This is a genomic window from Streptomyces sp. DSM 42067 (assembly GCF_055792885.1).
The window spans coordinates 8003189-8025512 of sequence record NZ_CM147706.1; the positions used below are offsets into that span (position 1 = coordinate 8003189).

Annotated in this window: 19 protein-coding genes and 1 riboswitch; of the genes, 18 read left to right on the forward strand and 1 reads right to left on the reverse strand. The window is 69.4% G+C overall.

Going from position 1 to position 22324, the window contains the following annotated elements:
• The first annotated feature begins 48 nt into the window (after window positions 1-48).
• The 15 genes from ACSMXV_RS35825 to ACSMXV_RS35895 all read left to right on the forward strand — a co-directional run bounded on the left by ACSMXV_RS35825 (window position 49) and on the right by ACSMXV_RS35895 (window position 16543).
• Window positions 49-978 carry an ABC transporter permease gene (locus ACSMXV_RS35825; protein ID WP_181660243.1) on the forward strand — a complete coding sequence of 310 codons (930 nt, stop codon included), beginning with the start codon at window positions 49-51 and terminating at the stop codon, window positions 976-978.
• Window positions 971-1750: an ABC transporter ATP-binding protein gene (locus ACSMXV_RS35830; RefSeq protein ID WP_181660242.1), complete on the forward strand. Its 780-nt coding sequence runs from the start codon at window positions 971-973 to the stop codon at window positions 1748-1750. Before ACSMXV_RS35825 ends, ACSMXV_RS35830 begins: the two co-directional genes overlap by 8 nt.
• A 455-nt stretch (window positions 1751-2205) precedes the next feature.
• Window positions 2206-3135, forward strand: a complete 930-nt coding sequence (gene hpnC / locus ACSMXV_RS35835; RefSeq protein WP_473175259.1) for a squalene synthase HpnC — start codon at window positions 2206-2208, stop codon at window positions 3133-3135.
• Window positions 3132-4085 (forward strand): presqualene diphosphate synthase HpnD, encoded by a 954-nt coding sequence (hpnD, locus tag ACSMXV_RS35840; RefSeq protein WP_473175260.1) that lies wholly within the window; start codon window positions 3132-3134, stop codon window positions 4083-4085. The genes hpnC and hpnD overlap by 4 nt, the downstream gene beginning before the upstream one ends.
• 59 nt (window positions 4086-4144) lie before the next feature.
• Window positions 4145-4234 carry a DUF6380 family protein gene (locus ACSMXV_RS35845; protein ID WP_376772988.1) on the forward strand — a complete coding sequence of 30 codons (90 nt, stop codon included), beginning with the start codon at window positions 4145-4147 and terminating at the stop codon, window positions 4232-4234.
• Window positions 4231-5790, forward strand: coding sequence for a hydroxysqualene dehydroxylase HpnE (hpnE, locus tag ACSMXV_RS35850; RefSeq protein ID WP_473175261.1), 1560 nt, complete (start codon window positions 4231-4233; stop codon window positions 5788-5790). Before ACSMXV_RS35845 ends, hpnE begins: the two co-directional genes overlap by 4 nt.
• Window positions 5787-6917 carry a polyprenyl synthetase family protein gene (locus ACSMXV_RS35855; RefSeq protein ID WP_473175262.1) on the forward strand — a complete coding sequence of 377 codons (1131 nt, stop codon included), beginning with the start codon at window positions 5787-5789 and terminating at the stop codon, window positions 6915-6917. The genes hpnE and ACSMXV_RS35855 overlap by 4 nt, the downstream gene beginning before the upstream one ends.
• A gap of 128 nt (window positions 6918-7045) precedes the next feature.
• Window positions 7046-9052, forward strand: coding sequence for a squalene--hopene cyclase (shc, locus tag ACSMXV_RS35860; RefSeq protein ID WP_473175263.1), 2007 nt, complete (start codon window positions 7046-7048; stop codon window positions 9050-9052).
• On the forward strand, window positions 9052-9774 hold the full coding sequence (locus ACSMXV_RS35865) for a phosphorylase family protein (protein WP_473175264.1): 723 nt from the start codon (window positions 9052-9054) through the stop codon (window positions 9772-9774). Before shc ends, ACSMXV_RS35865 begins: the two co-directional genes overlap by 1 nt.
• 5 nt (window positions 9775-9779) lie before the next feature.
• Window positions 9780-10814: an adenosyl-hopene transferase HpnH gene (gene hpnH / locus ACSMXV_RS35870; protein ID WP_181660236.1), complete on the forward strand. Its 1035-nt coding sequence runs from the start codon at window positions 9780-9782 to the stop codon at window positions 10812-10814.
• 5 nt (window positions 10815-10819) lie between these two features.
• On the forward strand, window positions 10820-12001 hold the full coding sequence (gene ispG, locus ACSMXV_RS35875) for a flavodoxin-dependent (E)-4-hydroxy-3-methylbut-2-enyl-diphosphate synthase (RefSeq protein WP_473179180.1): 1182 nt from the start codon (window positions 10820-10822) through the stop codon (window positions 11999-12001).
• Between the two features lie 218 nt (window positions 12002-12219).
• Complete coding sequence (gene dxs / locus ACSMXV_RS35880; RefSeq protein WP_473175265.1) at window positions 12220-14124, forward strand: 1-deoxy-D-xylulose-5-phosphate synthase; 1905 nt, start codon at window positions 12220-12222, stop codon at window positions 14122-14124.
• Window positions 14125-14168: 44 nt separating this feature from the next.
• A complete protein-coding gene (locus ACSMXV_RS35885) occupies window positions 14169-15602 on the forward strand; it encodes an aspartate aminotransferase family protein (protein ID WP_473179181.1) in 1434 nt (477 codons plus the stop codon).
• A gap of 117 nt (window positions 15603-15719) precedes the next feature.
• Entirely contained in the window at window positions 15720-16355 is a 636-nt protein-coding gene (locus ACSMXV_RS35890; RefSeq protein WP_473175266.1) for a helix-turn-helix domain-containing protein, read from the forward strand.
• A gap of 71 nt (window positions 16356-16426) precedes the next feature.
• The gene (locus ACSMXV_RS35895; RefSeq protein WP_473179182.1) at window positions 16427-16543 is read left to right on the forward strand and encodes a DUF6126 family protein; all 117 of its coding nucleotides are present in this window, start codon (window positions 16427-16429) and stop codon (window positions 16541-16543) included.
• A 35-nt stretch (window positions 16544-16578) separates the two neighbouring features.
• Here the strand turns inward: ACSMXV_RS35895 and ACSMXV_RS35900 are convergent, their stop codons facing one another.
• Window positions 16579-17376 (reverse strand): tyrosine-protein phosphatase, encoded by a 798-nt coding sequence (locus ACSMXV_RS35900; RefSeq protein WP_473175267.1) that lies wholly within the window; start codon window positions 17374-17376, stop codon window positions 16579-16581.
• A gap of 267 nt (window positions 17377-17643) precedes the next feature.
• On the opposite strand from ACSMXV_RS35900, the gene ACSMXV_RS35905 reads away from it, so the two are divergent.
• From ACSMXV_RS35905 to ACSMXV_RS35915, 3 genes are all read left to right on the forward strand, one after another.
• Window positions 17644-19737 carry an alpha-galactosidase gene (locus ACSMXV_RS35905; protein ID WP_473175268.1) on the forward strand — a complete coding sequence of 698 codons (2094 nt, stop codon included), beginning with the start codon at window positions 17644-17646 and terminating at the stop codon, window positions 19735-19737.
• Window positions 19738-20023: 286 nt separating this feature from the next.
• Window positions 20024-20204: riboswitch (cyclic di-AMP (ydaO/yuaA leader) on the forward strand.
• Window positions 20205-20206: 2 nt separating this feature from the next.
• Complete coding sequence (locus ACSMXV_RS35910) at window positions 20207-21148, forward strand: M23 family metallopeptidase (RefSeq protein WP_473175269.1); 942 nt, start codon at window positions 20207-20209, stop codon at window positions 21146-21148.
• 243 nt (window positions 21149-21391) lie between these two features.
• On the forward strand, window positions 21392-22183 hold the full coding sequence (locus ACSMXV_RS35915; RefSeq protein WP_473175270.1) for an SGNH/GDSL hydrolase family protein: 792 nt from the start codon (window positions 21392-21394) through the stop codon (window positions 22181-22183).
• Window positions 22184-22324: the final 141 nt, after the last annotated feature.

Here is a 22324-nt window from a genome sequence, read left to right on the forward strand (position 1 = left end):
CCTGCCCATGCCCGACCAGGCTGCGCATCTTGAAGGAAAGTTCCACTTGTGAGTGAGACAACGCATGACGGCGGTGTCGCGGTGAGCGTCCCGCCGTCGCCCGATGACGGGCTGACCCCGGCCGAGCTGGCTGCCAAGTACGGTCTCTCCGTCAGCGGCGCCCGGCCCGGACTCTTCGAGTACGTCCGTCAGCTCTGGGGACGGCGCCACTTCATCCTTGCCTTCTCGCAGGCGAAGCTGACCGCCCAGTACAGCCAGGCGAAGCTCGGCCAGCTGTGGCAGGTGGTGACCCCGCTGCTGAACGCGCTCGTCTACTTCCTGATCTTCGGCCTGATCCTGGATGCCAGCCGGGGCATGACACACGACGTGTACATCCCGTTCCTGGTCACCGGTGTGTTCGTCTTCACCTTCACGCAGAGCTCGGTCATGGCGGGCGTACGCGCGATCTCAGGCAACCTCGGTCTGGTCCGCGCGCTGCACTTCCCGCGCGCCTCGCTGCCCATCTCCTTCGCGCTGCAGCAGCTCCAGCAGCTGCTCTTCTCGATGATCGTCCTGTTCATCGTGGCGGTGGGTTTCGGCAGCTTTCCGCGCCTGTCCTGGGTGCTGATCCTTCCGGCCCTCGCGCTGCAGTACCTGTTCAACACCGGCCTCGCGCTGATCATGGCGCGCCTGGGCAGCAAGATCCCCGATCTCGCCCAGCTGATGCCCTTCATCATGCGTACCTGGATGTACGCGTCGGGTGTCATGTTCTCCATCCCGATCATGCTCCAGGACAGGCCGGCCTGGATCGCGAACGTCCTTCAGTGGAACCCGGCGGCCATCTACATGGACCTGATGCGCTTCGCGCTCATCGACGGCTACGGGTCCGAGAACCTGCCGCCGCACGTCTGGGCCGTCGCCGCGGGCTGGGCGGTACTCGTCGCGGTCGGAGGGTTCGTGTACTTCTGGAAGGCGGAGGAGCGGTACGGCCGTGGCTGAGCAGAACACCGGGGCGCACATCCCCACCGTCATCGCGGACGAGCTGCACGTCGTCTACCGCGTGAACGGCGCGAAGACCGGCAAGGGCAGCGCGACCGCCGCCCTCAGCCGCATCGTCCGGCGCGGCGAGGAGCGCGGCGTACGCAAGGTGCACGCGGTGCGCGGCGTCAGCTTCACCGCCTACCGAGGCGAGGCCATCGGCCTGATCGGCTCCAACGGCTCGGGCAAGTCCACCCTGCTGCGCGCCATCGCCGGCCTGCTGCCCGCCGAGAAGGGCAAGGTCTACACGGACGGGCAGCCCTCGCTGCTCGGCGTGAACGCGGCCTTGATGAACGACCTGACCGGCGAGCGGAACGTCATCCTCGGCGGGCTCGCGATGGGCATGTCCCGCGAGCAGATCAGGGACCGCTACCAGGAGATCGTCGACTTCTCGGGCATCAACGAGAAGGGCGACTTCATCACGCTGCCGATGCGCACGTACTCGTCGGGCATGGCGGCCCGCCTGCGGTTCTCCATCGCGGCCGCCAAGGATCATGACGTCCTCATGATCGACGAGGCGCTGGCCACCGGTGACCGCAAGTTCCAGAAGCGCTCCGAGGCCCGTATCCGCGAGCTGCGCAAGCATGCCGGAACGGTCTTCCTCGTCAGCCACAACAACAAGTCCATCCGTGACACGTGCGACCGTGTGCTCTGGCTGGAGCGCGGCGAACTGCGTATGGACGGACCGACGGACGAGGTACTCAAGGAGTACGAGAAGTTCACGGGGAAGTAGCGGGGATCGCCGTCCCCGGATCGTCGGTCGGTCAGGACCTTCGGCCAGGACCAACGTCGTGACCAGCTGTCATGGCCTGTCTCCAGGGCCCCGCTCGCGAATCCGGAGGGGCCCTGGCCGGTGCCTGGATCCCAATTTCCGCATGGCCGGGGAATCTTGACGGTAATCGGTGTGTTCTTGTGATGCGCAGGACACCCCGCCGAACCATGTCGCGTTGTACAACGTAAGCTGTACCGGTGCTGATTCGCGGCAAGTAGGGCGATAACGCGCAGCGTCCGGCTTCGAGGGGTGTCTCCCGGGCCGGTCCGGGGGGACTCCTCGGCGTGCTGCTGGGCGGCGTGTCCGAAATAGGATGTATTGGGTCGGCAGTGTAGAACGGGAGATGTGACGGCAATGTCTACGGAAGGTCTCCAGCTCCGCGATGCTTCCGCCGTCCCCGCGCCGGGCAGCCCGCGGTGACGGGAACCGAAGGGGCGCGTACGGAGAGCGCCCCCCAGGCGAAGTCCGAGGAAGCCCCGGCCCGCGCCACGCTCGACAAGGCCGCGGACGAGAACTTTCCCGTGGCGCCGTTCTTCCTGCCTCGCGCATGGCGCGACGACCTGATGGCCGTGTACGGCTTCGCGCGCCTCGTCGACGACATCGGTGACGGAGACCTCGCACCCGGCGGCGCCGACGCCCGCCTGCTGGGTGTCGCACCGGATGCCGCGGAGGACAGGCTCGCCGTACTCGACGCTTTCGAGGTCGACCTCCGCAAAGTGTTCGACTCCACCCCCCGCCACCCCCTGCTGCGGCGGCTCCAGCCCACCGTCCGCCGGCACGGCCTCACCCCCGAGCCATTCCTCGACCTGATCGCGGCCAACCGCCAGGACCAGCTGGTCACGCGCTACGAGACCTACGACGACCTGCTCGCGTACTGCGAACTGTCGGCCAACCCCGTCGGACGGCTCGTCCTCGCGATCACCGGCACCGCGACACCGGAGCGGATCCGCCTCTCCGACGCGGTGTGTACGGCCCTGCAGATCGTCGAGCACCTCCAGGACGTCACCGAGGACCTCGGCCGCGACCGCATCTACCTGCCCGCCGAGGACATGAAGAGATTCCACGTCCAGGAGGAGGACCTCCGCGCACCAACCGCAGGCGCATCGGTGCGCGCACTGGTTGCATACGAAGCAGAACGCGCCCGGGGCCTGCTGAATGAAGGCACCCCCTTGGTGGGTAGCGTCCACGGCAGGCTGAAGCTGCTGCTCGCCGGGTTCGTGGCCGGAGGAAGGGCGACAATCCACGCGATTGCTGCCGCTGAATACGACGTACTTCCTGAACCGCCGAAACCCGCCAAGCTCCGCTTGCTGCGCCAGGTGGGGGCGACTCTGCGAGGAGAGGGGTGATCCGGACGGTGGAGGAAGACCAGCACGTGTCCGCACCAGTGCTCGCCGCCTACAGCTACTGCGAGACCGTCACCGGCCGGCAGGCCCGCAACTTCGCCTACGGCATCAGGCTGCTGCCCACGCCCAAGCGGCGTGCGATGTCGGCGCTCTACGCGTTCTCGCGACGCGTCGACGACATCGGTGACGGAGACCTCGCACCGGACGTCAAGACGGCCCGGCTGGACGAGACACGCGCCGTGCTGGACAGGATCCGCGAAGGCAAGGTCGCGGAGGACGACACCGACCCGGTGGCCGTGGCCCTCGGGCATGCCGCGCAGCACTTCCCGATCCCGCTCGGCGGGCTGGATGAACTGATCGACGGCGTCGTCATGGACGTACGCGGCGAGACCTATGAGACCTGGGAGGACCTGAAGGTCTATTGCCGTTGTGTTGCCGGCGCCATCGGACGGCTCTCCCTCGGTGTGTTCGGCACCGAGCCGGGGGCGCGCAACGCCGAGCGCGCGCCCGAGTACGCCGACACGCTGGGGCTCGCGCTGCAACTCACCAACATCCTGCGGGACATCCGCGAGGACGCCGAGGGCGGCCGCACCTATCTGCCCGCCGACGACCTCGCCAAGTTCGGCTGCTCGGCCGGGTTCAGCGGTCCCAGACCGCCGGCCGGTTCCGACTTCCCGGGCCTGGTGCACTTCGAGGTACGGCGCGCCCGCGCCCTGTTCGCCGAGGGCTACCGGCTGCTGCCCATGCTGGACCGGCGCAGCGGCGCCTGTGTCGCCGCGATGGCCGGCATCTACCGGCGCCTGCTCGACCGTATCGAGCGCGACCCGGAGGCCGTTCTGCGCGGCCGCGTCTCCCTGCCCGGCCGCGAGAAGGCCTTTGTAGCCGTGCGCGGCCTCTCCGGTCTCGACACCAGGCAGGTCTCCCGGGGGGCCGTCAGGAGGCGCGCCCGGTGAAGCTCCACGGCCGCCGTGGGACAACTCGCGGCAAACGGTGCGCAACCCTCCGCCTCGGCGTGGCGTCCCTGACTGCAGCGGCCTGTCATGCGATCGTCGAGCACTTCGCTGACGTCGGCGGCACGGCCGGTGGGGAGGGCGCGCGATGAGCGACGACATGCAGTCGGACGAGCTGGATGCGCACACCGCAGGCGGCCCTGGGAGTGGCGCCGCCGTGGTGGTCGGCGGGGGACTCGCCGGCATCACCAGTGCGCTGGCGCTCGCCGACGCCGGAGTGCAGGTGACCCTGCTCGAGGGGCGGCCGCGTCTGGGCGGGCTGGCCTTCTCCTTTCAGCGAGGCGACCTGACCGTCGACAACGGCCAGCACGTGTATCTGCGTTGCTGCACCGCGTATCGCTGGTTCCTGGACCGTATCGACGGTACGGAGCTCGCGCCGCTGCAGGAACGGCTCGACGTGCCCGTACTCGACGCGGGCCGGGGCGCTGACTCCAACGGGTCGGGAAACCGCCTCCGGCTCGGCAGGCTCCGCCGCACCGCCCTGCCCGTACCGCTGCACCTCGCGTCCAGCCTCGCCACCTATCCGCACCTGTCGCTCGCCGAACGCGCCAAGGTGGGGCGAGCCGCGCTGGCCCTCAAGAAGCTCGACCCGGCCGATCCCGCGCTGGACGCACAGGACTTCGGCAGCTGGCTTGCCCGGCACGGCCAGTCGCCGCGCGCCGTCGAAGCGCTGTGGGACCTGGTCGGTGTCGCAACGCTGAACGCCGTCGCGGGCGACGCCTCGCTGGGCCTGGCCGCGATGGTCTTCAAGACGGGACTGCTGTCCGACCCGGGTGCCGCCGACATCGGCTGGGCACGCGTGCCCCTCGGTGAACTCCATGACACGCTCACCCGCAAGGCGCTCGACACCGCGGGCGTCCGCACCGAACTCCGTACACGCGTCACCTCCATCTCCCGTACCGAGAACGGACGTTGGAGCGTGGAGGTTCCCGGCGAGCGGTTCGACGCCGATGCCGTCGTGCTCGCCGTACCGCAGCGCGAGGCGCACGACCTGCTCCCCGACGGAGCCCTCGACGAGCCCGAGCGGCTGCTCTCCATCGGCACCGCACCGATCCTCAACATCCATGTGGTCTACGACCGCAAGGTCCTCAGGCAGCCCTTCTTCTCCGCGCTCGGCTCCCCGGTGCAGTGGGTCTTCGACCGCACCGAGGCCTCGGGCCTGACGAGTGGTCAGTATCTTGCGCTGTCCCAGTCGGCGGCCCAGGACGAGATCGACGATCCCGTCGCCACCCTGCGCGAGCGCTACCTGCCGGAGCTTCAGCGGCTGTTGCCCGCCGCGCGCGGCGCCGAGGTGCGCGACTTCTTCGTCACCCGGGAGCGCACGGCGACGTTCGCGCCCACCCCCGGCGTCGGCAGGCTGCGGCCCGGCGCCCGCACCAAGGCCCCCGGCCTCTATCTGGCCGGATCGTGGACCGCCACCGGGTGGCCCGCGACCATGGAGAGCGCGGTCCGCAGCGGCGTCAGTGCGGCGGGCGCCGCGCTGAGAGCTCTCGGCCGGCCGCGCGATCACCTCTTCGACCTCGTCGAGGAGGCGGAAGACCGCGTATCCCCGGGGGACGCGGCATCCGGCAGCGCCTTTGCCGCGTACCGGACCCCCGGCCGAACACCCGAGGGATCCGGCGCATCACTGCGAGGTGGCATCCGGTGAAGTCCGCACTGCACGGGGCGAGTCCCCGCACCCCCGGTACCGCAACAAGAGGAGAGACTGTGCCCACTGTGCCCCCGGCCGAATCGGCTGCCGACGCGGTGGACGTGACCGCGCTGCTCGAGCGCGGCCGGACCCTGGCCACCCCGGTGCTGAGGGCCGCCGTGGAGCGTCTCGCAGCGCCCATGGACACCGTCGCCGCGTACCATTTCGGCTGGATCGACGCCGAGGGCAACCCCTCCGACGGCGACGGCGGCAAGGCCGTACGCCCCGCGCTGGCCCTGCTGTCCGCGCAGGCCGCCGGCGCAGCGCCCGAGGTCGGCGTCCCCGGCGCGGTCGCCGTCGAGCTGGTGCACAACTTCTCGCTCCTGCACGACGACCTGATGGACGGCGACGAGCAGCGCCGCCACCGCGACACGGTGTGGAAGGTGCACGGCCCGGCGCAGGCCATCCTCGTCGGCGACGCCCTCTTCGCCCTCGCCAACGAGATCCTGCTCGAGCTCGGCACCGTCGAGGCGGGCCGCGCCACGCGCCGCCTCACCGCCGCGACCCGCGCCCTCATCGACGGCCAGGCGCAGGACATCTCCTACGAGCACCGCGAGCGCGTCACCGTCGAGGAGTGCCTGGAGATGGAGGGCAACAAGACGGGCGCCCTCCTCGCCTGCGCGTGCTCCATCGGCGCGGTGCTCGGCGGCGCCGACGACCGCACCGCCGACACCCTGGGGAAGTACGGCTACCACCTCGGTCTCGCCTTCCAGGCCGTCGACGACCTGCTGGGTATCTGGGGCGACCCGGAGGCCACCGGCAAGCAGACCTGGAGCGATCTGCGCCAGCGCAAGAAGTCCCTGCCGGTCGTGGCCGCGCTCGCGGCGGGCGGCCCGGCATCGGAGCGCCTCGGCGAACTGCTCGCCGCCGACGCCAAGAGCACCGACTTCGACAGCTTCTCCGAGGAGGAGTTCGCCGCGCGTGCCGCCCTCATCGAGGAGGCGGGCGGCCGCCAGTGGACCGCCGAGGAGGCGCGGCGGCAGCACGCCATCGCCGTCGAGGCGCTGGCCGCCGTCGACATGCCCGACCAAGTGCGGGCGCAGCTCGTCGCGCTTGCCGACTTCGTCGTCGTACGGAAGAGATGATCATTATCGGCCCATAGGCGTGCCCCGGGGGTGGCCCCCCGGATCTCCAGCGCAGTCGCCGGCCGGTGCCCACCAGGCACCGGCCGACGGCGGACCCAGCAGAACAGCCACTGCATGAAGGGGAAGCCATGACAGCGACGACCGATGGAAGCACCGGAGCGGTTCCGCCCCGCGCTGCCTCGGCCAGCGGACCAACTGGAACTACTCGAACAACTGAATCCACGCCCGCAGCGGCCGGGACGCATGACGCCGCCACCCGCGCCCTCCAGCGCGCCACCGACTTCCTTCTCGCCCGCCAGGACGCCAAGGGCTGGTGGAAGGGCGACCTCGAGACCAACGTCACGATGGACGCCGAAGACCTGCTGCTCCGTCAGTTCCTGGGCATTCGCGACGAGGCGACCACCAAGGCCGCCGCCCTGTTCATCCGCGGCGAGCAGCGCGACGACGGTACCTGGGCCACCTTCTACGGCGGGCCCGGCGAGCTCTCCACCACCATCGAGGCGTATGTCGCCCTGCGCCTCGCCGGGGACAGCCCCGACGACCCGCACATGGCCAAGGCCGCCGAATGGATCCGCGAGCAGGGCGGCATCGCCGCAAGCCGCGTCTTCACCCGCATCTGGCTCGCCCTCTTCGGCTGGTGGAAGTGGGACGACCTGCCCGAACTCCCGCCCGAGCTCATCTACTTCCCGAAGTGGTTCCCGCTCAACATCTACGACTTCGGCTGCTGGGCGCGGCAGACCATCGTGCCCCTCACCGTCGTCTCGGCGAAGCGACCGGTGCGCCCCGCGCCGTTCCCGCTCGAGGAGCTGCACACCGATCCGGGCAACCCCAGTCCCCCCAGGAGCCTCGCGCCGGCGGCCAGCTGGGACGGCGTATTCCAGCGCCTCGACAAGGCCCTCCACGCGTACCACAAGGTCGCACCGCGCCGGCTGCGCAGGGCGGCGATGAACTCGGCGGCCCGCTGGATCATCGAGCGGCAGGAGAACGACGGCTGCTGGGGAGGCATCCAGCCGCCCGCCGTGTACTCGCTGATCGCGCTGCACCTGCTCGGGTACGACCTCGAGCACCCGGTGATGCGCGCGGGCCTTGAGTCGCTGGACCGGTACGCCGTATGGCGCAAGGACGGGGCCCGGATGATCGAGGCCTGCCAGTCGCCCGTATGGGACACGTGCCTCGCGACCATCGCGCTCGCCGACGCGGGCCTGCCCGCCGACCACCCGCAGCTGGTCAAGGCCGCCGACTGGATGCTGGGCGAGCAGATCGTCCGTCCGGGTGACTGGTCGGTCCGCAGGCCCCACCTCACTCCTGGCGGATGGGCGTTCGAGTTCCACAACGACAACTACCCGGACATCGACGACACCGCCGAGGTTGTGCTGGCCCTGCGGCGCGTGAAGCACCCGGACCCGGACCGCGTCGAGAAGGCCATCGACCGCGGGGTGCACTGGAACGTCGGCATGCAGTCCAGGAATGGGGCCTGGGGCGCCTTCGACGTCGACAACACGAGCAGCTTCCCCAACCGGCTGCCGTTCTGCGACTTCGGCGAGGTCATCGACCCGCCGTCCGCCGACGTCACAGCCCATGTCGTGGAGATGCTGGCCGTCGACGGCAAGGCCCACCATCCGGCCACGCGCCGTGGCATCGAGTGGCTGCTCGCGGAGCAGGAGGCGAACGGCTCCTGGTTCGGCCGCTGGGGCGTCAACTACGTCTACGGCACCGGATCCGTGGTGCCCGCGCTGACGGCCGCCGGACTGCCCGCCTCACACCCCGCGATCCGCCGCGCCGTCGCCTGGCTGGAGTCCGTGCAGAACGACGACGGCGGCTGGGGCGAGGACCTGCGCTCCTACCGCGACATTGAGGGCTGGAGCGGCCGGGGCGCCTCCACCGCATCCCAGACCGCCTGGGCGCTCCTCGCGCTGCTCGCCGCAGGCGAACAGGAGTCCAAGGCAGTGGAGCGGGGCATCGCCTGGCTCGCCGAGACGCAAGGAGACGACGGCTCCTGGGACGAGCCTTACTTCACCGGCACCGGATTCCCCTGGGACTTCTCCATCAACTACCACCTCTACCGGCAGGTCTTCCCGCTCACCGCGCTGGGACGGTACGTCCATGGGGAACCGTTCTCCGGCAAGGGGAACTGATGACCGGCACCCTGGAGTCCCCGGACGGCTCCTCCCTGGAGTCCCCGGACGGCTCCACCCCGGAGCCCCCGGACGGCTCCCCGGAAGGCTCTTCGGAGAGCCCACCGCTGCTGATCGCCTGCGCGCTCGGCATCGAGCGGCTCGCCCTGCGCACCGGCGAGCGCGCCGAAGCCGCGGGACCCGTGACCGTGCTGCGTACGGGAATGGGACCCAAGGCCGCCGAACGCGCCGTCACGCGCGCCCTCGCCGATGAGGCGTTGCGCGCCGCGGCCGTCGTGGCCACCGGCTTCTGCGCCGGCCTCGCACCGGGCATGCACCCAGGCGATCTCGTGGTCGCGGAGGAGACGCGCGACCCGGGCGCCACTACGCCGTGTGTGGGCACCGAACTGCTCGTCCGCGAACTGGTCCGGGCTGTTCCCGGGCGTACGGTCCACACCGGGCCGCTCACCGGCTCCGACCACGTCGTCCGAGGCCATGAGCGTTCCGAGCTGCTCGCCAAGGGCGCGATCGCGGTGGACATGGAGTCCGCGGCGACACTCCGGAGCGCCGTTCGGGTAGGTCCGCGCCCGGTTGCGGCCGTCCGGGTGGTCGTGGACGCTCCAGAGCATGAGCTCGTTCGAATCGGCACGGTCCGCGGTGGAATATCAGCTTTCCGCGTACTCCGTTCCGTGCTGCCTGTTTTCTATGAATGGCACCGTAATTTGCTGCTCCCCAGGAGGTGAGCAAGATGGCCATGCCGCTCCGTCAGACCATCAAGGTCGCTACGTATCTGTTTGAGCAGAAGGTGCGCAGGCGGGACAAGTTCGCGCTGCTCGTGGAACTCGAACCGCTCTTCGCGTGCAACCTCAAGTGCGAGGGCTGCGGCAAGATCCAGCACCCGGCGGGAGTGCTCAAGCAGCGCATGCCGGTGGCCCAGGCCGTCGGCGCCGTACTCGAGTCCGGTGCGCCCATGGTGTCGATCGCCGGCGGCGAGCCGCTGATGCATCCGCAGATCGACGAGATCGTAAGGCAGTTGGTGGCCAAGAAGAAGTTCGTCTTCCTCTGCACCAACGCGCTGCTGATGCGCAAGAAGATGGACCAGTTCAAGCCGTCGCCGTACTTCGCCTGGGCCGTGCACATCGACGGCCTGCGCGAGCGGCACGATGAGTCGGTCGCCAAGGAAGGCGTGTTCGACGAGGCGGTGGAGGCGATCAAGGAGGCCAAGCGCCGCGGTTTCCGGGTCACCACCAACTCGACGTTCTTCAACACCGACACCCCGCAGACCGTCATCGAGGTTCTCAACTACCTCAACGACGACCTCAAGGTGGACGAGATGATGCTCTCGCCCGCCTATGCCTACGAGAAGGCCCCCGACCAGGAGCACTTCCTCGGCGTCCAGCAGACCCGCGAGCTGTTCAAGAAGGCCTTCGCGGGCGGCAACCGAAGGCGGTGGCGGCTCAACCAGAGCCCCCTCTTCCTGGACTTCCTCGAAGGCAAGGTCGACTTCCCGTGCACCGCGTGGGCCATCCCGAGCTACTCGCTCTTCGGCTGGCAGAAGCCCTGCTATCTGATGAGCGACGGGTACGTCCAGACGTACCAGCAGCTTCTGGAGGAGACCGACTGGGACGCGTACGGCCGCGGCAAGGACCCCCGGTGCGCCAACTGCATGGCGCACTGCGGCTACGAGCCCACCGCCGTCATGGCCACCATGGGCTCGCTCAAGGAGTCGCTGCGCGCGGCCCGCGAGACCATGGGAAACGGTAAGCCGCAGGTGACGCCATGACGACTGTGGAGTCTGTCCCATTGGGCATGCCGGAAGCGCCGGCCCGGCCGATCGCCGAGCGTCGCGTCTCGCGGCAGATCCAGGTCGGGTCGGTGGCCGTGGGTGGGGACGCGCCCGTGTCGGTGCAGTCGATGACGACGACGCGGACCTCGGACATCGGTGCGACGCTGCAGCAGATCGCGGAGCTGACGGCGTCGGGCTGCCAGATCGTGCGGGTCGCGTGTCCGACGCAGGATGACGCGGACGCGCTGGCGACGATCGCGAGGAAGTCGCAGATCCCGGTGATCGCGGACATCCACTTCCAGCCGAAGTACGTGTTCGCGGCGATCGAGGCGGGTTGTGCGGCGGTGCGGGTGAACCCCGGCAACATCAAGCAGTTCGATGACAAGGTAAAGGAGATCGCGCGAGCGGCCTCCCAGGCGGGGACTCCCATCCGAATCGGGGTCAATGCGGGCTCCCTGGATCGGCGCCTGCTGCAGAAGTACGGCAAGGCGACCCCCGAGGCCCTGGTGGAGTCGGCGTTGTGGGAGGCGTCGCTCTTCGAGGAGCACGACTTCCGGGACATCAAGATCTCGGTGAAGCACAACGACCCGGTGGTGATGATCGAGGCGTACCGGCAGCTCGCCGCGCAGTGCGGCTACCCGCTGCACCTGGGTGTGACGGAGGCCGGTCCGGCCTTCCAGGGCACGATCAAGTCGGCGGTGGCCTTTGGTGCGCTGCTGTCGCAGGGCATCGGCGACACCATCCGCGTCTCGCTGTCGGCGCCTCCGGCGGAGGAGGTCAAGGTCGGTATCCAGATCCTGGAGTCGCTGAACCTGCGCCAGCGGGGTCTGGAGATCGTGTCGTGCCCGTCGTGCGGTCGCGCCCAGGTCGACGTGTACAAGCTGGCCGAGGAGGTCACCGCCGGTCTGACCGGTATGGAGGTGCCGCTCCGCGTCGCCGTCATGGGCTGCGTCGTGAACGGTCCGGGCGAGGCCCGCGAGGCGGACCTCGGCGTCGCTTCCGGCAACGGCAAGGGCCAGATCTTCGTCAAGGGCGAGGTCATCAAGACGGTGCCCGAGTCGAAGATCGTGGAGACCCTCATCGAAGAGGCCATGAAGATCGCCGAGCAGATGGAGAACGACGGCGTCGCCTCCGGCACGCCGACCGTCACCACGCCAGGAGTATCCGGCATCACCGTGAGCTGAACAAACTTGCCAGCGAGTGAGCCGAAGGAGTGCGACGGTGTCGAGAAGGATGGGGGCACCCCCTGCTCGAGCGGAGTCGAGAGCTTGGGGGAGCGCGGTGGCCCGACGAAGGAGGGCTGAGGTCGCCTTCTCGACACCGGCCACGCCCCGGTAGGGGCATATTGATACAGCGCGCTCCGGAGGCGAACCGAGCTTTCAAAAAGAGGAGGGGCCCGAGCGTGACGATTCTGGAAGGCATCCGGGGGCCGCGTGATCTGAAAGCGCTCTCCGAGGACGAACTCGAGGTACTGGCCGAGGAGATCCGCGAGTTCCTGGTGCATGCGGTCGCCCGGACCGGCGGTCACCTGGGGCCCAACCTCGGGGTGGTGGAGCTCACCATCGCCCTGCACCGGGTCTTCGAGTCGCCCGTCGACCGCATCCTGTGGGACACCGGCCACCAGAGCTACGTACACAAGCTACTGACGGGACGTCAGGACTTCTCGAAGCTGCGCGGCAAGGGGGGCCTGTCCGGCTATCCGTCGCGCGAGGAGTCCGAGCACGACGTCATCGAGAACAGCCACGCCTCCACCGCCCTCGGCTGGGCGGACGGCCTCGCCAAGGCGCGCCAGGTGCTGGGGGAGCAGGGCCATGTCGTTGCCGTCATCGGAGACGGCGCGCTCACCGGCGGCATGGCGTGGGAGGCGCTCAACAACATCGCGGCCGCCAAGGACCGGCCGCTGATCATCGTCGTCAACGACAACGAACGCTCCTACGCCCCGACGATAGGCGGCCTCGCCAACCACCTCGCGACGCTGCGCACGACCGACGGCTACGAGAAGGCGCTGGCCTGGGGCAAGGACGTACTGCAGCGCACACCCGTGATCGGGCGGACGCTGTACGAGTCGCTGCACGGCGCCAAGAAGGGCTTCAAGGACGCCTTCGCCCCACAGGGCATGTTCGAGGACCTGGGGTTGAAGTACGTCGGCCCGATCGACGGACACGACACCGGTGCCGTCGAGTCGGCGCTGCGCCGGGCGAAGCGCTTCCACGGGCCGGTGCTCGTGCACTGCCTCACCGAGAAGGGGCGCGGCTACGAGCCGGCGCTCGCGGACGAGGCCGACCGTTTCCACACGGTCGGCGTCATGGACCCGCTGACCTGCGAACCGCTCGCGCCGTCCAACGGGCCTTCGTGGACCTCGGTGTTCGGCGACGAGATCGCCCGCATCGGCGCCGAGCGCGAGGACGTCGTGGCGATCACGGCGGCGATGCTGCACCCGGTGGGGCTGACGAAGTTCGCCGAGCAGTTCCCCGACCGGGTGTGGGACGTCGGGATCGCCGAGCAGCACGCCGCGGTGTCCGCTGCAGGCCTTGCGACGGGCGGGGTGCATCCGGTGGTCGCCGTCTACGCCACCTTCCTCAACCGCGCCTTCGACCAGCTCCTCATGGATGTCGCCCTGCACAAGTGCGGCGTGACGTTCGTACTGGACAGGGCGGGTGTGACCGGGGTCGACGGGGCCTCGCACAACGGCATGTGGGACATGTCGATCCTGCAGGTAGTGCCGGGCCTCAGGATCGCCGCGCCGCGCGACGCCGACCAGCTGCGGGCGCAGTTGCGCGAGGCGATCGCCGTAGACGACGCGCCGACGCTGCTGCGGTTCCCCAAGGAGTCGGTGGGACCGGCGATTCCGGCGGTGGACCGGATGGGCGGCCTCGACGTCCTGCACCGGACGGCTTCGGGGCGGGGGTCCGCATACGACGCGCAGGTGCTGTTCGTCGCCGTCGGCGTGATGGCACCGGTGTGCCTCCAGGCCGCCGAGCTGCTCGAGGCGCGCGGCATCCGGTGCACCGTCGTCGACCCGCGCTGGGTCAAGCCCGTCGACCCCGCACTGCCGCCGCTGGCCGCCGCGCACGATCTGGTGGCGGTCGTCGAGGACAACAGCAAGGCGGCAGGCGTCGGTGCGGCGGTCGCGCTGGCGCTGGGCGAGGCCGAAGTGGACGTACCCGTACGGCGGTTCGGCATCCCGGAGCAGTTCCTCGCGCACGCCAAGCGTGGCGAGGTACTGGCCGACATCGGGCTCACGCCCGTCGAGATCGCCGGACGGATCGGTGCCGCCCTGGCAGCCAAGGAGAAACCGGAAAAATGACCACCTCCGAGCCCAAGGAGTTCGAGGAAGGCGCGCAGGGCGGCATGGGGGCAAGCGCGCGGGATCATGCGCGCGAGGTTGCGCCGCCCGGCGGGCGCAAGGAGTTCGACCTCGGCAGACTCCTCGCCGAGCGCGGCGCCGAGCGCTATGAGCTGCACTCCAAGTACCTCAACCACCAGTTGCCGCGCATGCTGCACACCATCGGCTTCGACAAGGTGTACGAGCGGGCAGAGGGCGCGTACTTCTGGGACGAGGACGGCAACGACTACCTCGACATGCTCGCCGGGTTCGGTGTCATGGGCCTGGGCCGGCACCACCCCGTCGTACGCAAGGCGCTGCACGACGTCCTCGACGCCTCGCTCGCCGATCTGACCCGTTTCGACTGCCAGCCGCTGCCGGGACTGCTCGCCGAGAAGCTGCTGGCCCACAGCCCGCACCTGGACCGGGTGTTCTTCGGCAACAGCGGCACGGAGGCCGTCGAGACGGCACTGAAATTCGCCCGGTACGCGACGGGGAAGCCGCGCGTCCTGTACTGCACGCACGCCTTCCACGGGCTGACCACCGGCTCGCTGTCCGTGAACGGCGAGTCGGGCTTCCGGGACGGCTTCGCACCGCTGCTGCCCGACACCCCGGTCCCGCTGGGTGACCTCGACGCACTGGCGAAGGAGCTCAAGAAGGGCGACGTCGCCGCGCTGATCGTCGAGCCGATCCAGGGCAAGGGCGTACACGAGACGCCGCCCGGCTATCTGCATGCCGCCCAGGACCTGCTGCACAAGCACAAGGCGCTGCTCATCGCCGACGAGGTGCAGACAGGACTCGGCCGGACCGGCGACTTCTACGCGTACCAGCACGAGGAAGGGGTCGAACCGGACCTGGTCTGCGTGGCGAAAGCGCTCTCAGGAGGCTACGTCCCGGTGGGTGCCACGATCGGCAAGGACTGGATCTTCAAGAAGGTCTACTCGTCGATCGACCGCGTGCTCGTCCACTCGGCGAGCTTCGGATCCAACGCGCAGGCCATGGCAGCCGGGCTCGCCGTGCTCTCGGCCATGGAGGACGAGCAGATCGTCGCTCACGCGCGCGCGACCGGCGAGCTGCTCAAGAGCCGGCTGGCTGCGCTCGTCGACCGCTATGAGCTGCTGAGCGACGTACGGGGCCGTGGCCTGATGATCGGCATCGAGTTCGGCAGGCCCCGGTCGCTGAAACTGCGCAGCCGCTGGACGGTGCTGCAGGCCGCCCGCAAGGGGCTCTTCGCGCAGATGGTGGTGGTGCCGCTGCTGCAGAAGCACCGCATCCTCACCCAGGTGTCCGGCGATCACCTTGAAGTGATCAAGCTGATCCCGCCGCTGGTCGTGGGGGAGCAGGACGTGGACCGCTTCGTGGATGCCTTCACAGCCGTCATGGACGATGCGCACAGCGGGAGCGGGCTCATGTGGGACTTCGGGAAGACGCTGGTGAAGCAGGCGGTGGCCAACCGGTAGCACCCCTTGCTCCGGGCTCATTGCCGCAGCAGCGTGCGCGCCCTTCAACCCTGCTGTCTTTTGCCTCTCGGGCAAGGAATTTGCCCGAGAGGCATGACTTCTGGCTGAATCGGAGGCATGAGCCCTTCCGAGCCGGAGCGGCCGGCCACGGCCGAAGAGCTGCCCGCCATCGCGCCCCACCTGCGCGAGCTGCGGCGACGAGCCTCGCTGACCCTCGAGGCCGCCGCCCGCGCCGCCGGGCTCTCGCCCGCCCACCTCTCACGCCTTGAGACCGGACGTCGCCAGCCCTCGCTGCCGATGCTGCTCGCCCTCGCGCGTATCTACGGTACGACGGTGTCCGAGCTGCTCGGCGAGACGGTCGCCGACCGCGACGCCGTATTCCGGGGCGCGGACACCGAGCCCACCGAGGCGGGCGGCTGGACCTACCGGCAGGCGGGCTCCTCCGGTCGTGCCATGCAGGCCCTGCGGGTGCATGTGGCGCCCGGGACGCAGGGCGACATCGTGCGCGTACACCCGGGGGAGGAGTGGCTCTACGTGCTCGAGGGGCGGCTGCGGCTGCGGCTCGGGGACGCCTCGCACACGCTGGGACCCGGTGACAGTGCGCACTTCGACTCGCTAACCCCGCACCGGCTCGCGGCCGACGGCCCGGAAGGGGCCGAGCTGCTCTTCGTACACACATTGCTGCAGAGCCCCACCGTCGTGCCGTGCCTCGGCCCGGCGGCCGGCCACCGAACCATGGGAGACCCGCGATGACCGAACCAACGACGCCGGAACCGACAACACCCCAACCTGCGGCGTCCGAGCCGGCCGCGTCTCGCCGCTCGATCGAGGAGAGGTTCCCGCGCGCCCTCTGGGTGCGGCTCATCGTCTACATCGCTGTGGGGCATCTCCTGGCGGCGTTCATATTCCTGCTCTTCGAGCTCGGCGCGAAGAGCCAGTAGGCCGGTAGGAGCGTCGCCGTCCGAGCAGGCTGCCGCTAGTCGAGCAGCCGCGCGCGGAGCCTCTCGCGTGCCTCGGGGCTCAGCTTCAGGCCCTCCGCGAAGTAGTTCTCGGTGGTGCCCCAGGTCTCCTCGATCGTGTCGAAGGCCGCGTGGAGATACTCCGCGCGGGCGTCGAAGAGCGGGCTCAGCAGCTCCATGATCTCGGGCGACATGCCGTTCGGGGAGGTGTCGGAACGGCGCACCTTGTAGCGGCGGTGGGCGGCGTTCGACTGAAGGTAGTCCGTCTCGATGGCGTCGCGTTCGACACCGACCGCCAGCAGCGTGATCGCGATCGACAGGCCGGCGCGGTCCTTGCCCGCGGCGCAATGCATCAGCGCGGGCACACTGTCGTCCGCCAGGGAGTGAAGGACCCGGCTGTGCTCGGCGGTGCGCCGCTTGATGATCGTGCGGTACGAGGCGATCATCCGGCCCGCGGCCTGGCCGTCGGCCAGGATGCCGCGCAGCTGGTCCACGCTGCCGTCACGGACCATCCTCCAGAACTCCGCCCCGTCGGCGGGGTCGTTCATCGGGATGTTCACATTGCGTACGCCGGGCAGCTCCACGTCCGGGCCCTCGAGCCGCTGGTCCGCGGAATTGCGGAAGTCGAAGACCGTGTGCAGGCCCAGCGAGGCGAGGAACGCCGCATCCGCCTCGGTCGCATGCGCCAGGTGCCCGCTTCGGAACAGCCGCCCCTGCCGGGTCCGGCGACCGTCTGTGGTCGGGAGGCCACCGACGTCACGGAAGTTGCGCACACCGACCAGCTCAGGGTCTGTCGACGGGACCTGCTGCGTCACGTGGGCTCCTCCCAGTCGGCCACCGACGCTGCTCGCCGGAGGGCGCTCTGTCGACCATACGACATGGGTGTCAGGGCCAATCGTCTGCTGTCGTGGCGGTTTTGGGGCCTTCCGTGGTCATGATTCGGCCGTCTATACAGCCGTATTTGGTGCCGTGCCGGGCGGCCTCGATGCCCCGCACCACCCTGTATGAGGTCATTGCCCAGAGGGTGCTTCGCCCCTGATGATGTTGGTACCTGAGCGGGCGTGAGCGAATGTGGGGGCTTGATGATCGAGATCGGTGCGGACGGCCGGACGTGGCTCCTCTCCGGGCCCGGCAGCAGCTATGCGCTGCGGCTGACGGACCGCGACGAGCTGCTGCACCTTCACTGGGGGCCGCGGATCACGCTTGCCGACGCCGAGGCGCTCGCCGCCGAGCCCCCTGCTCCGTACTGGCCCTTCGAGTCCCCGCTCGACGGGCACGAGGAGTACCCGGTCGAGGGCGGCCCTCGCTTCGTACGCCCCGCGCTGTCGGTGCGCACCGACGAGGTGCGCGGGACCGAGTGGCGGTACCGGAACGCGGCAGCGGACGACGAAGAGCTGCAGGTGCACTTCTTCGACGAGGTGCACCACCTCCAGCTCACACTCGTGTACCGCATGCGCGACGACGTCGTCGAGCGCAGCGCCATCCTGATCCACCAGGGCCCGGCCGACGCCCCCGCCCTGGAGGTCCTGCGTGCCGACTCAGCGACCTGGACGCTGCCGGTGCGCGACCGCTGGCGGCTGTCCCAGCTGCATGGCCGGTGGGCGGCCGAGTCCCGGCTCGGGCGCTCCGAGCTGACCTACGGCGAGAAGATCATCGGCAGTCGGCGCGGGCACACCGGGCACCAGCACCTGCCGTGGGTCGCGCTCGACGCGGAGGGTGCGGCGACTGAGGAGTCCGGCGAGGTGTACAGCTGCGCGCTCGCCTGGTCGGGGTCCTGGCGGATCGCCGTGCAGCAGCTGCCGGACGGCATCGTGCAGATCACCGGTGGTACGGGGCACGACGACTCGGGGCAGGCGCTGCTCAAGCCCGGAGTGGCGATCGCCACACCCGTCTTCGCGGGGCTCTGGAGTGACGGCGGCTTTGGCGGAACAAGTCGGGCATGGCACGCATATCAGCGCAAGTGCGTTATTCCCGATGCCGATCAGGACCGGCCCGTGCTCTACAACTCCTGGGAGGCCACCAATTTCGGCATCTCCGAGGACCAGCAGCGGGCGCTCGCCCAGCGCGCCGCCGACATGGGCGTCGAGCTGTTCGTCGTAGACGACGGCTGGTTCGGCGCACGGACCAGCGACCGGGCCGGTCTGGGCGACTGGACGCCCAACCCGGACCGCTTCCCGCACGGGCTGAAGCCGCTCGCCGACGACGTGCACGCCCTGGGCATGCAGTTCGGCATCTGGGTCGAGCCGGAGATGGTCAACGCCGACAGTGATCTGTATCGCGCCCACCCCGACTGGGTGCAGCACTTCCCCGGCCGTACGCGGACGGAGTTCCGCAACCAGCTGGTCCTGAACCTCGCCCGCGAGGACGTCCAGCAGTATCTGTGGGAGCAGCTGGACACCCTGCTGAGCAGCGCGCCGATCGACTATGTGAAGTGGGACTTCAATCGCTGCTTCACGGATGCCGGGTGGCCGGGGGAACCGTATCCGCAGAGGCTGTGGAACGCGCATGTGCATGCGCTCTATGGGTTGTTGGACCGGCTGCGGGCCGCGCACCCGGGAGTGGCGTTCGAGTCCTGCTCGGGCGGTGGCGGCCGGGTCGATCTCGGCATCATGGCGCGCACGGACCAGGTGTGGACCTCCGACAACACCGACCCGCTGGACCGGCTCGCCATCCAGTACGGCTTCACTCAGGTGCACCCCGCGCGGGTCATGGCGGCCTGGGTCACCGACAGCCCGAACGTCCAGCTCAATGACCGTGTGAGCTCGTTGCGCTTCCGCTTCGTCAGTGCCATGGCCGGGGTGCTCGGGGTCGGCGGCGACCTCACCGAGTGGAGCGACGAGGAGCTCGCCGAGGCCCGTCGGTGGGTGGATCTCTACAAGGAGATCCGCCCCGTCGTGCAGCGCGGCGACCTCTACCGGCTGAGGGCGCCGGAGGGCGGGCTGAGCGCGGTGCAGTACGTCCTCGGGGACGAGGCCGTAGTCCTGGCGTGGTTGGGGGCCCAGCACTACGGCGAGGCGCCCCCGGCGGTCAGGCTGCGAGGGCTCGATCCCGCCGGGTCGTACGAGTGCCTCGAGACCGGCGCGGTGCATCGGGGTGCGGTGCTGCTGCACCACGGTCTGCGGACCGGGCTGCATGGCGACCTGGATGCGGCAGTTATCCGTCTGCGTCGCATCTGACCGATTTAGTCCTCTTTGGGTCATTGGCTCTAACTCGCCCTGCAATAAGGCGTCATGAGTGGCATGCCGTGAGCAGGATCATATTGGTGACGGTGGGTGGCGATCTCCCTTTCGTGACCGCCCCTGAATTTCCGGGGGGTTGGCCGGAATGCGGAGATCGTTAATCCACGGACAGTGACCGGAATTTCCGGGGAAGGATCAAGAACCGGAATCCCGCTGGAATAACCACGCTTGTGTCCGCCATTCCGACTCGCTTACGGTCACGGTCGATCCGGGCGGACGCCGAATCCTGCCATCGCCCGGAATCCCCACTCACACAACGTGTATGGCAGGAGCGGGGGATCCCACAGGTAGAACGCCGGTTCCGGGTATCCGGACCAGCTTGGGGTGAAGTCGCGCCAAAACGCGGCCGGACATCTCCAGTCCGAACCCGACAGCTCACCTCGCAGGCGCCGGAGAGGAATTCGCCATGCCCGCGACCGGTAAGAACCGCCGTTCCAAGTCCCTGCGCTTCACCCGCTCCATAGCCGCCTTCAGCGCGGGGAGTGCCGCACTCGCACTGCCGCTCATCGGCGCCACGGGCGCGTTTGCCGCTCCCGCACAGACCGCCCCGCAGTCCGCGGTCCAGTCCGTTTCCGGAAAGGCCGCCGTCGCGGCCGCCGCCGCCAAGTCGGCCGCGAAGAAGACGTATACGGTGAAGTCGGGCGACTGCCTCGCCGGCATCGCCAGGGAGCAGAAGGTCGCCGGCGGCTGGAAGAAGCTCTACAAGGACAACCGCAAGGCCATCGGCGCCGACCCCACAAAGATCCGCGCGGGCCTCAAGCTCGTCGTCGACGGCAAGGCCGCCGCCTCCGACGACTCGGCCTCCGCTTCCGCGTCCAAGGCCCCGGCCGCTGCCGCCTCCAAGGCGCCTGCCGAAAAGGCGTCCACGACCTCCACTGCTCCCACGGCGACCACCACGGCCACCAACACGGCGCCCGCGGACACGGCAGCCACGACCACCTCCGCCTTCACCGCGCCGATCCCCGGCGCCACCATGAGCACGCCCTACCGCCAGTCGGGCAGCATGTGGTCGAGCGGCTACCACACCGGTGTGGACTTCGTGGCCCCGACCGGCACCAGCCTCAAGGCCGTCGGCGCAGGCACTGTCGTCTCCGCCGGCTGGGCCGGTTCGTATGGCAACCAGGTCGTCATCCAGCTGAGCGACGGTCTGTACGCGCAGTACGCCCACCTGTCCGCCCTCTCCGTCTCGGCCGGCCAGACCGTGACCGCGGGACAGCAGATCGGGCTCTCCGGCTCCACGGGCAACAGCACGGGCCCGCACCTGCACTTCGAGATCCGCACCACGCCGGACTACGGCTCCGACGTCGACCCGCTGGCGTACCTGCGCCAGCACGGCGTCTCCATCTGACGCCACCTCGGTTGCGACAGACCGACACCGATCGACGAGGCCCGGTCAGGCCCCGCACCGCCCCATGGTGTGTCCTGGCCGGGCGCACGTCGTCTCGTCCGTGAGCCGCGGCGACCCTGCCTCTATGAACGGCTGGGCTCTATTCCTGGCTTGGGCGAATCTTGACGAGTGGCATATCTCACCCGCCGTCAACCCCTGCCTACGGTGGCGTAGGTCACTTAGCGAGGTGAAAGATATGCCGACGTGGCAGCAGAGTCGACATTCCTCACCAGTGACGTGATCAGGTCCTACGCAGCGGTCGGCGACAGCTTCACGGAAGGTGTCGGAGACCCCGGTCCCGGCGGGCACTTCGTCGGCTGGGCCGACCGGCTCGCCGTCCTCCTCGACGACCGGGTCCCGGAGCACACCTTCCGCTACGCCAATCTCGCCGTACGCGGCAGGCTCCTCGACCAGATCGTCGCGGAACAGGTCCCGCGGGCCAAGGAACTCGCCCCCGACCTCGTGACGTTCTGCGCAGGCGGCAACGACATCATCCGGCCCGGCACCGACCCCGACGACGTCGCGGAACGCTTCGAGCGGGCCGTCGCCGACCTCGCGTCGGCCGCGGGCAGCGTCCTGATCGCCACGGGCTTCGACACTCGCGGCGTACCCGTGCTGAAGCACCTGCGCGGCAAGATCGCCACGTACAACCTGCACTTGCGGGCCATCGCCGACCGGTACGGGTTCCCCGTCCTCGACCTGTGGTCGCTCAAGACCATCCAGGACCGCAGGGCTTGGGACCCCGACCGGCTGCACCTGTCGCCCGAGGGCCACACCCGTGTCGCCCTGCGCGCCGCACAGGTGCTCGGACTCGAGGTGCCCGCCGACCCGGACCAGCCCTGGCCCCCGGAACCGCCGCGCGGCTCCCTCGATGTGCGCCGCGACACGATCCACTGGGCCCGCGAGTACCTCGTGCCGTGGATCGGACGGCGGCTGCGCGGCGAGTCCTCCGGGGACCACGTCGAGGCGAAGAGACCGGATCTGCTGCCTCTGTAGGGGCATCTCGGGGGTCTTGGGGACCGGGGGTGCGGTGAGCGTTGTGGGCAGTCGTTCCGCTGGGGAACGGGTGGGCACAATGGTGGGCACAACCCCACGACGGTGGGTTCGTCACGTACGGCCTGAGCCCCGTCACGGGCC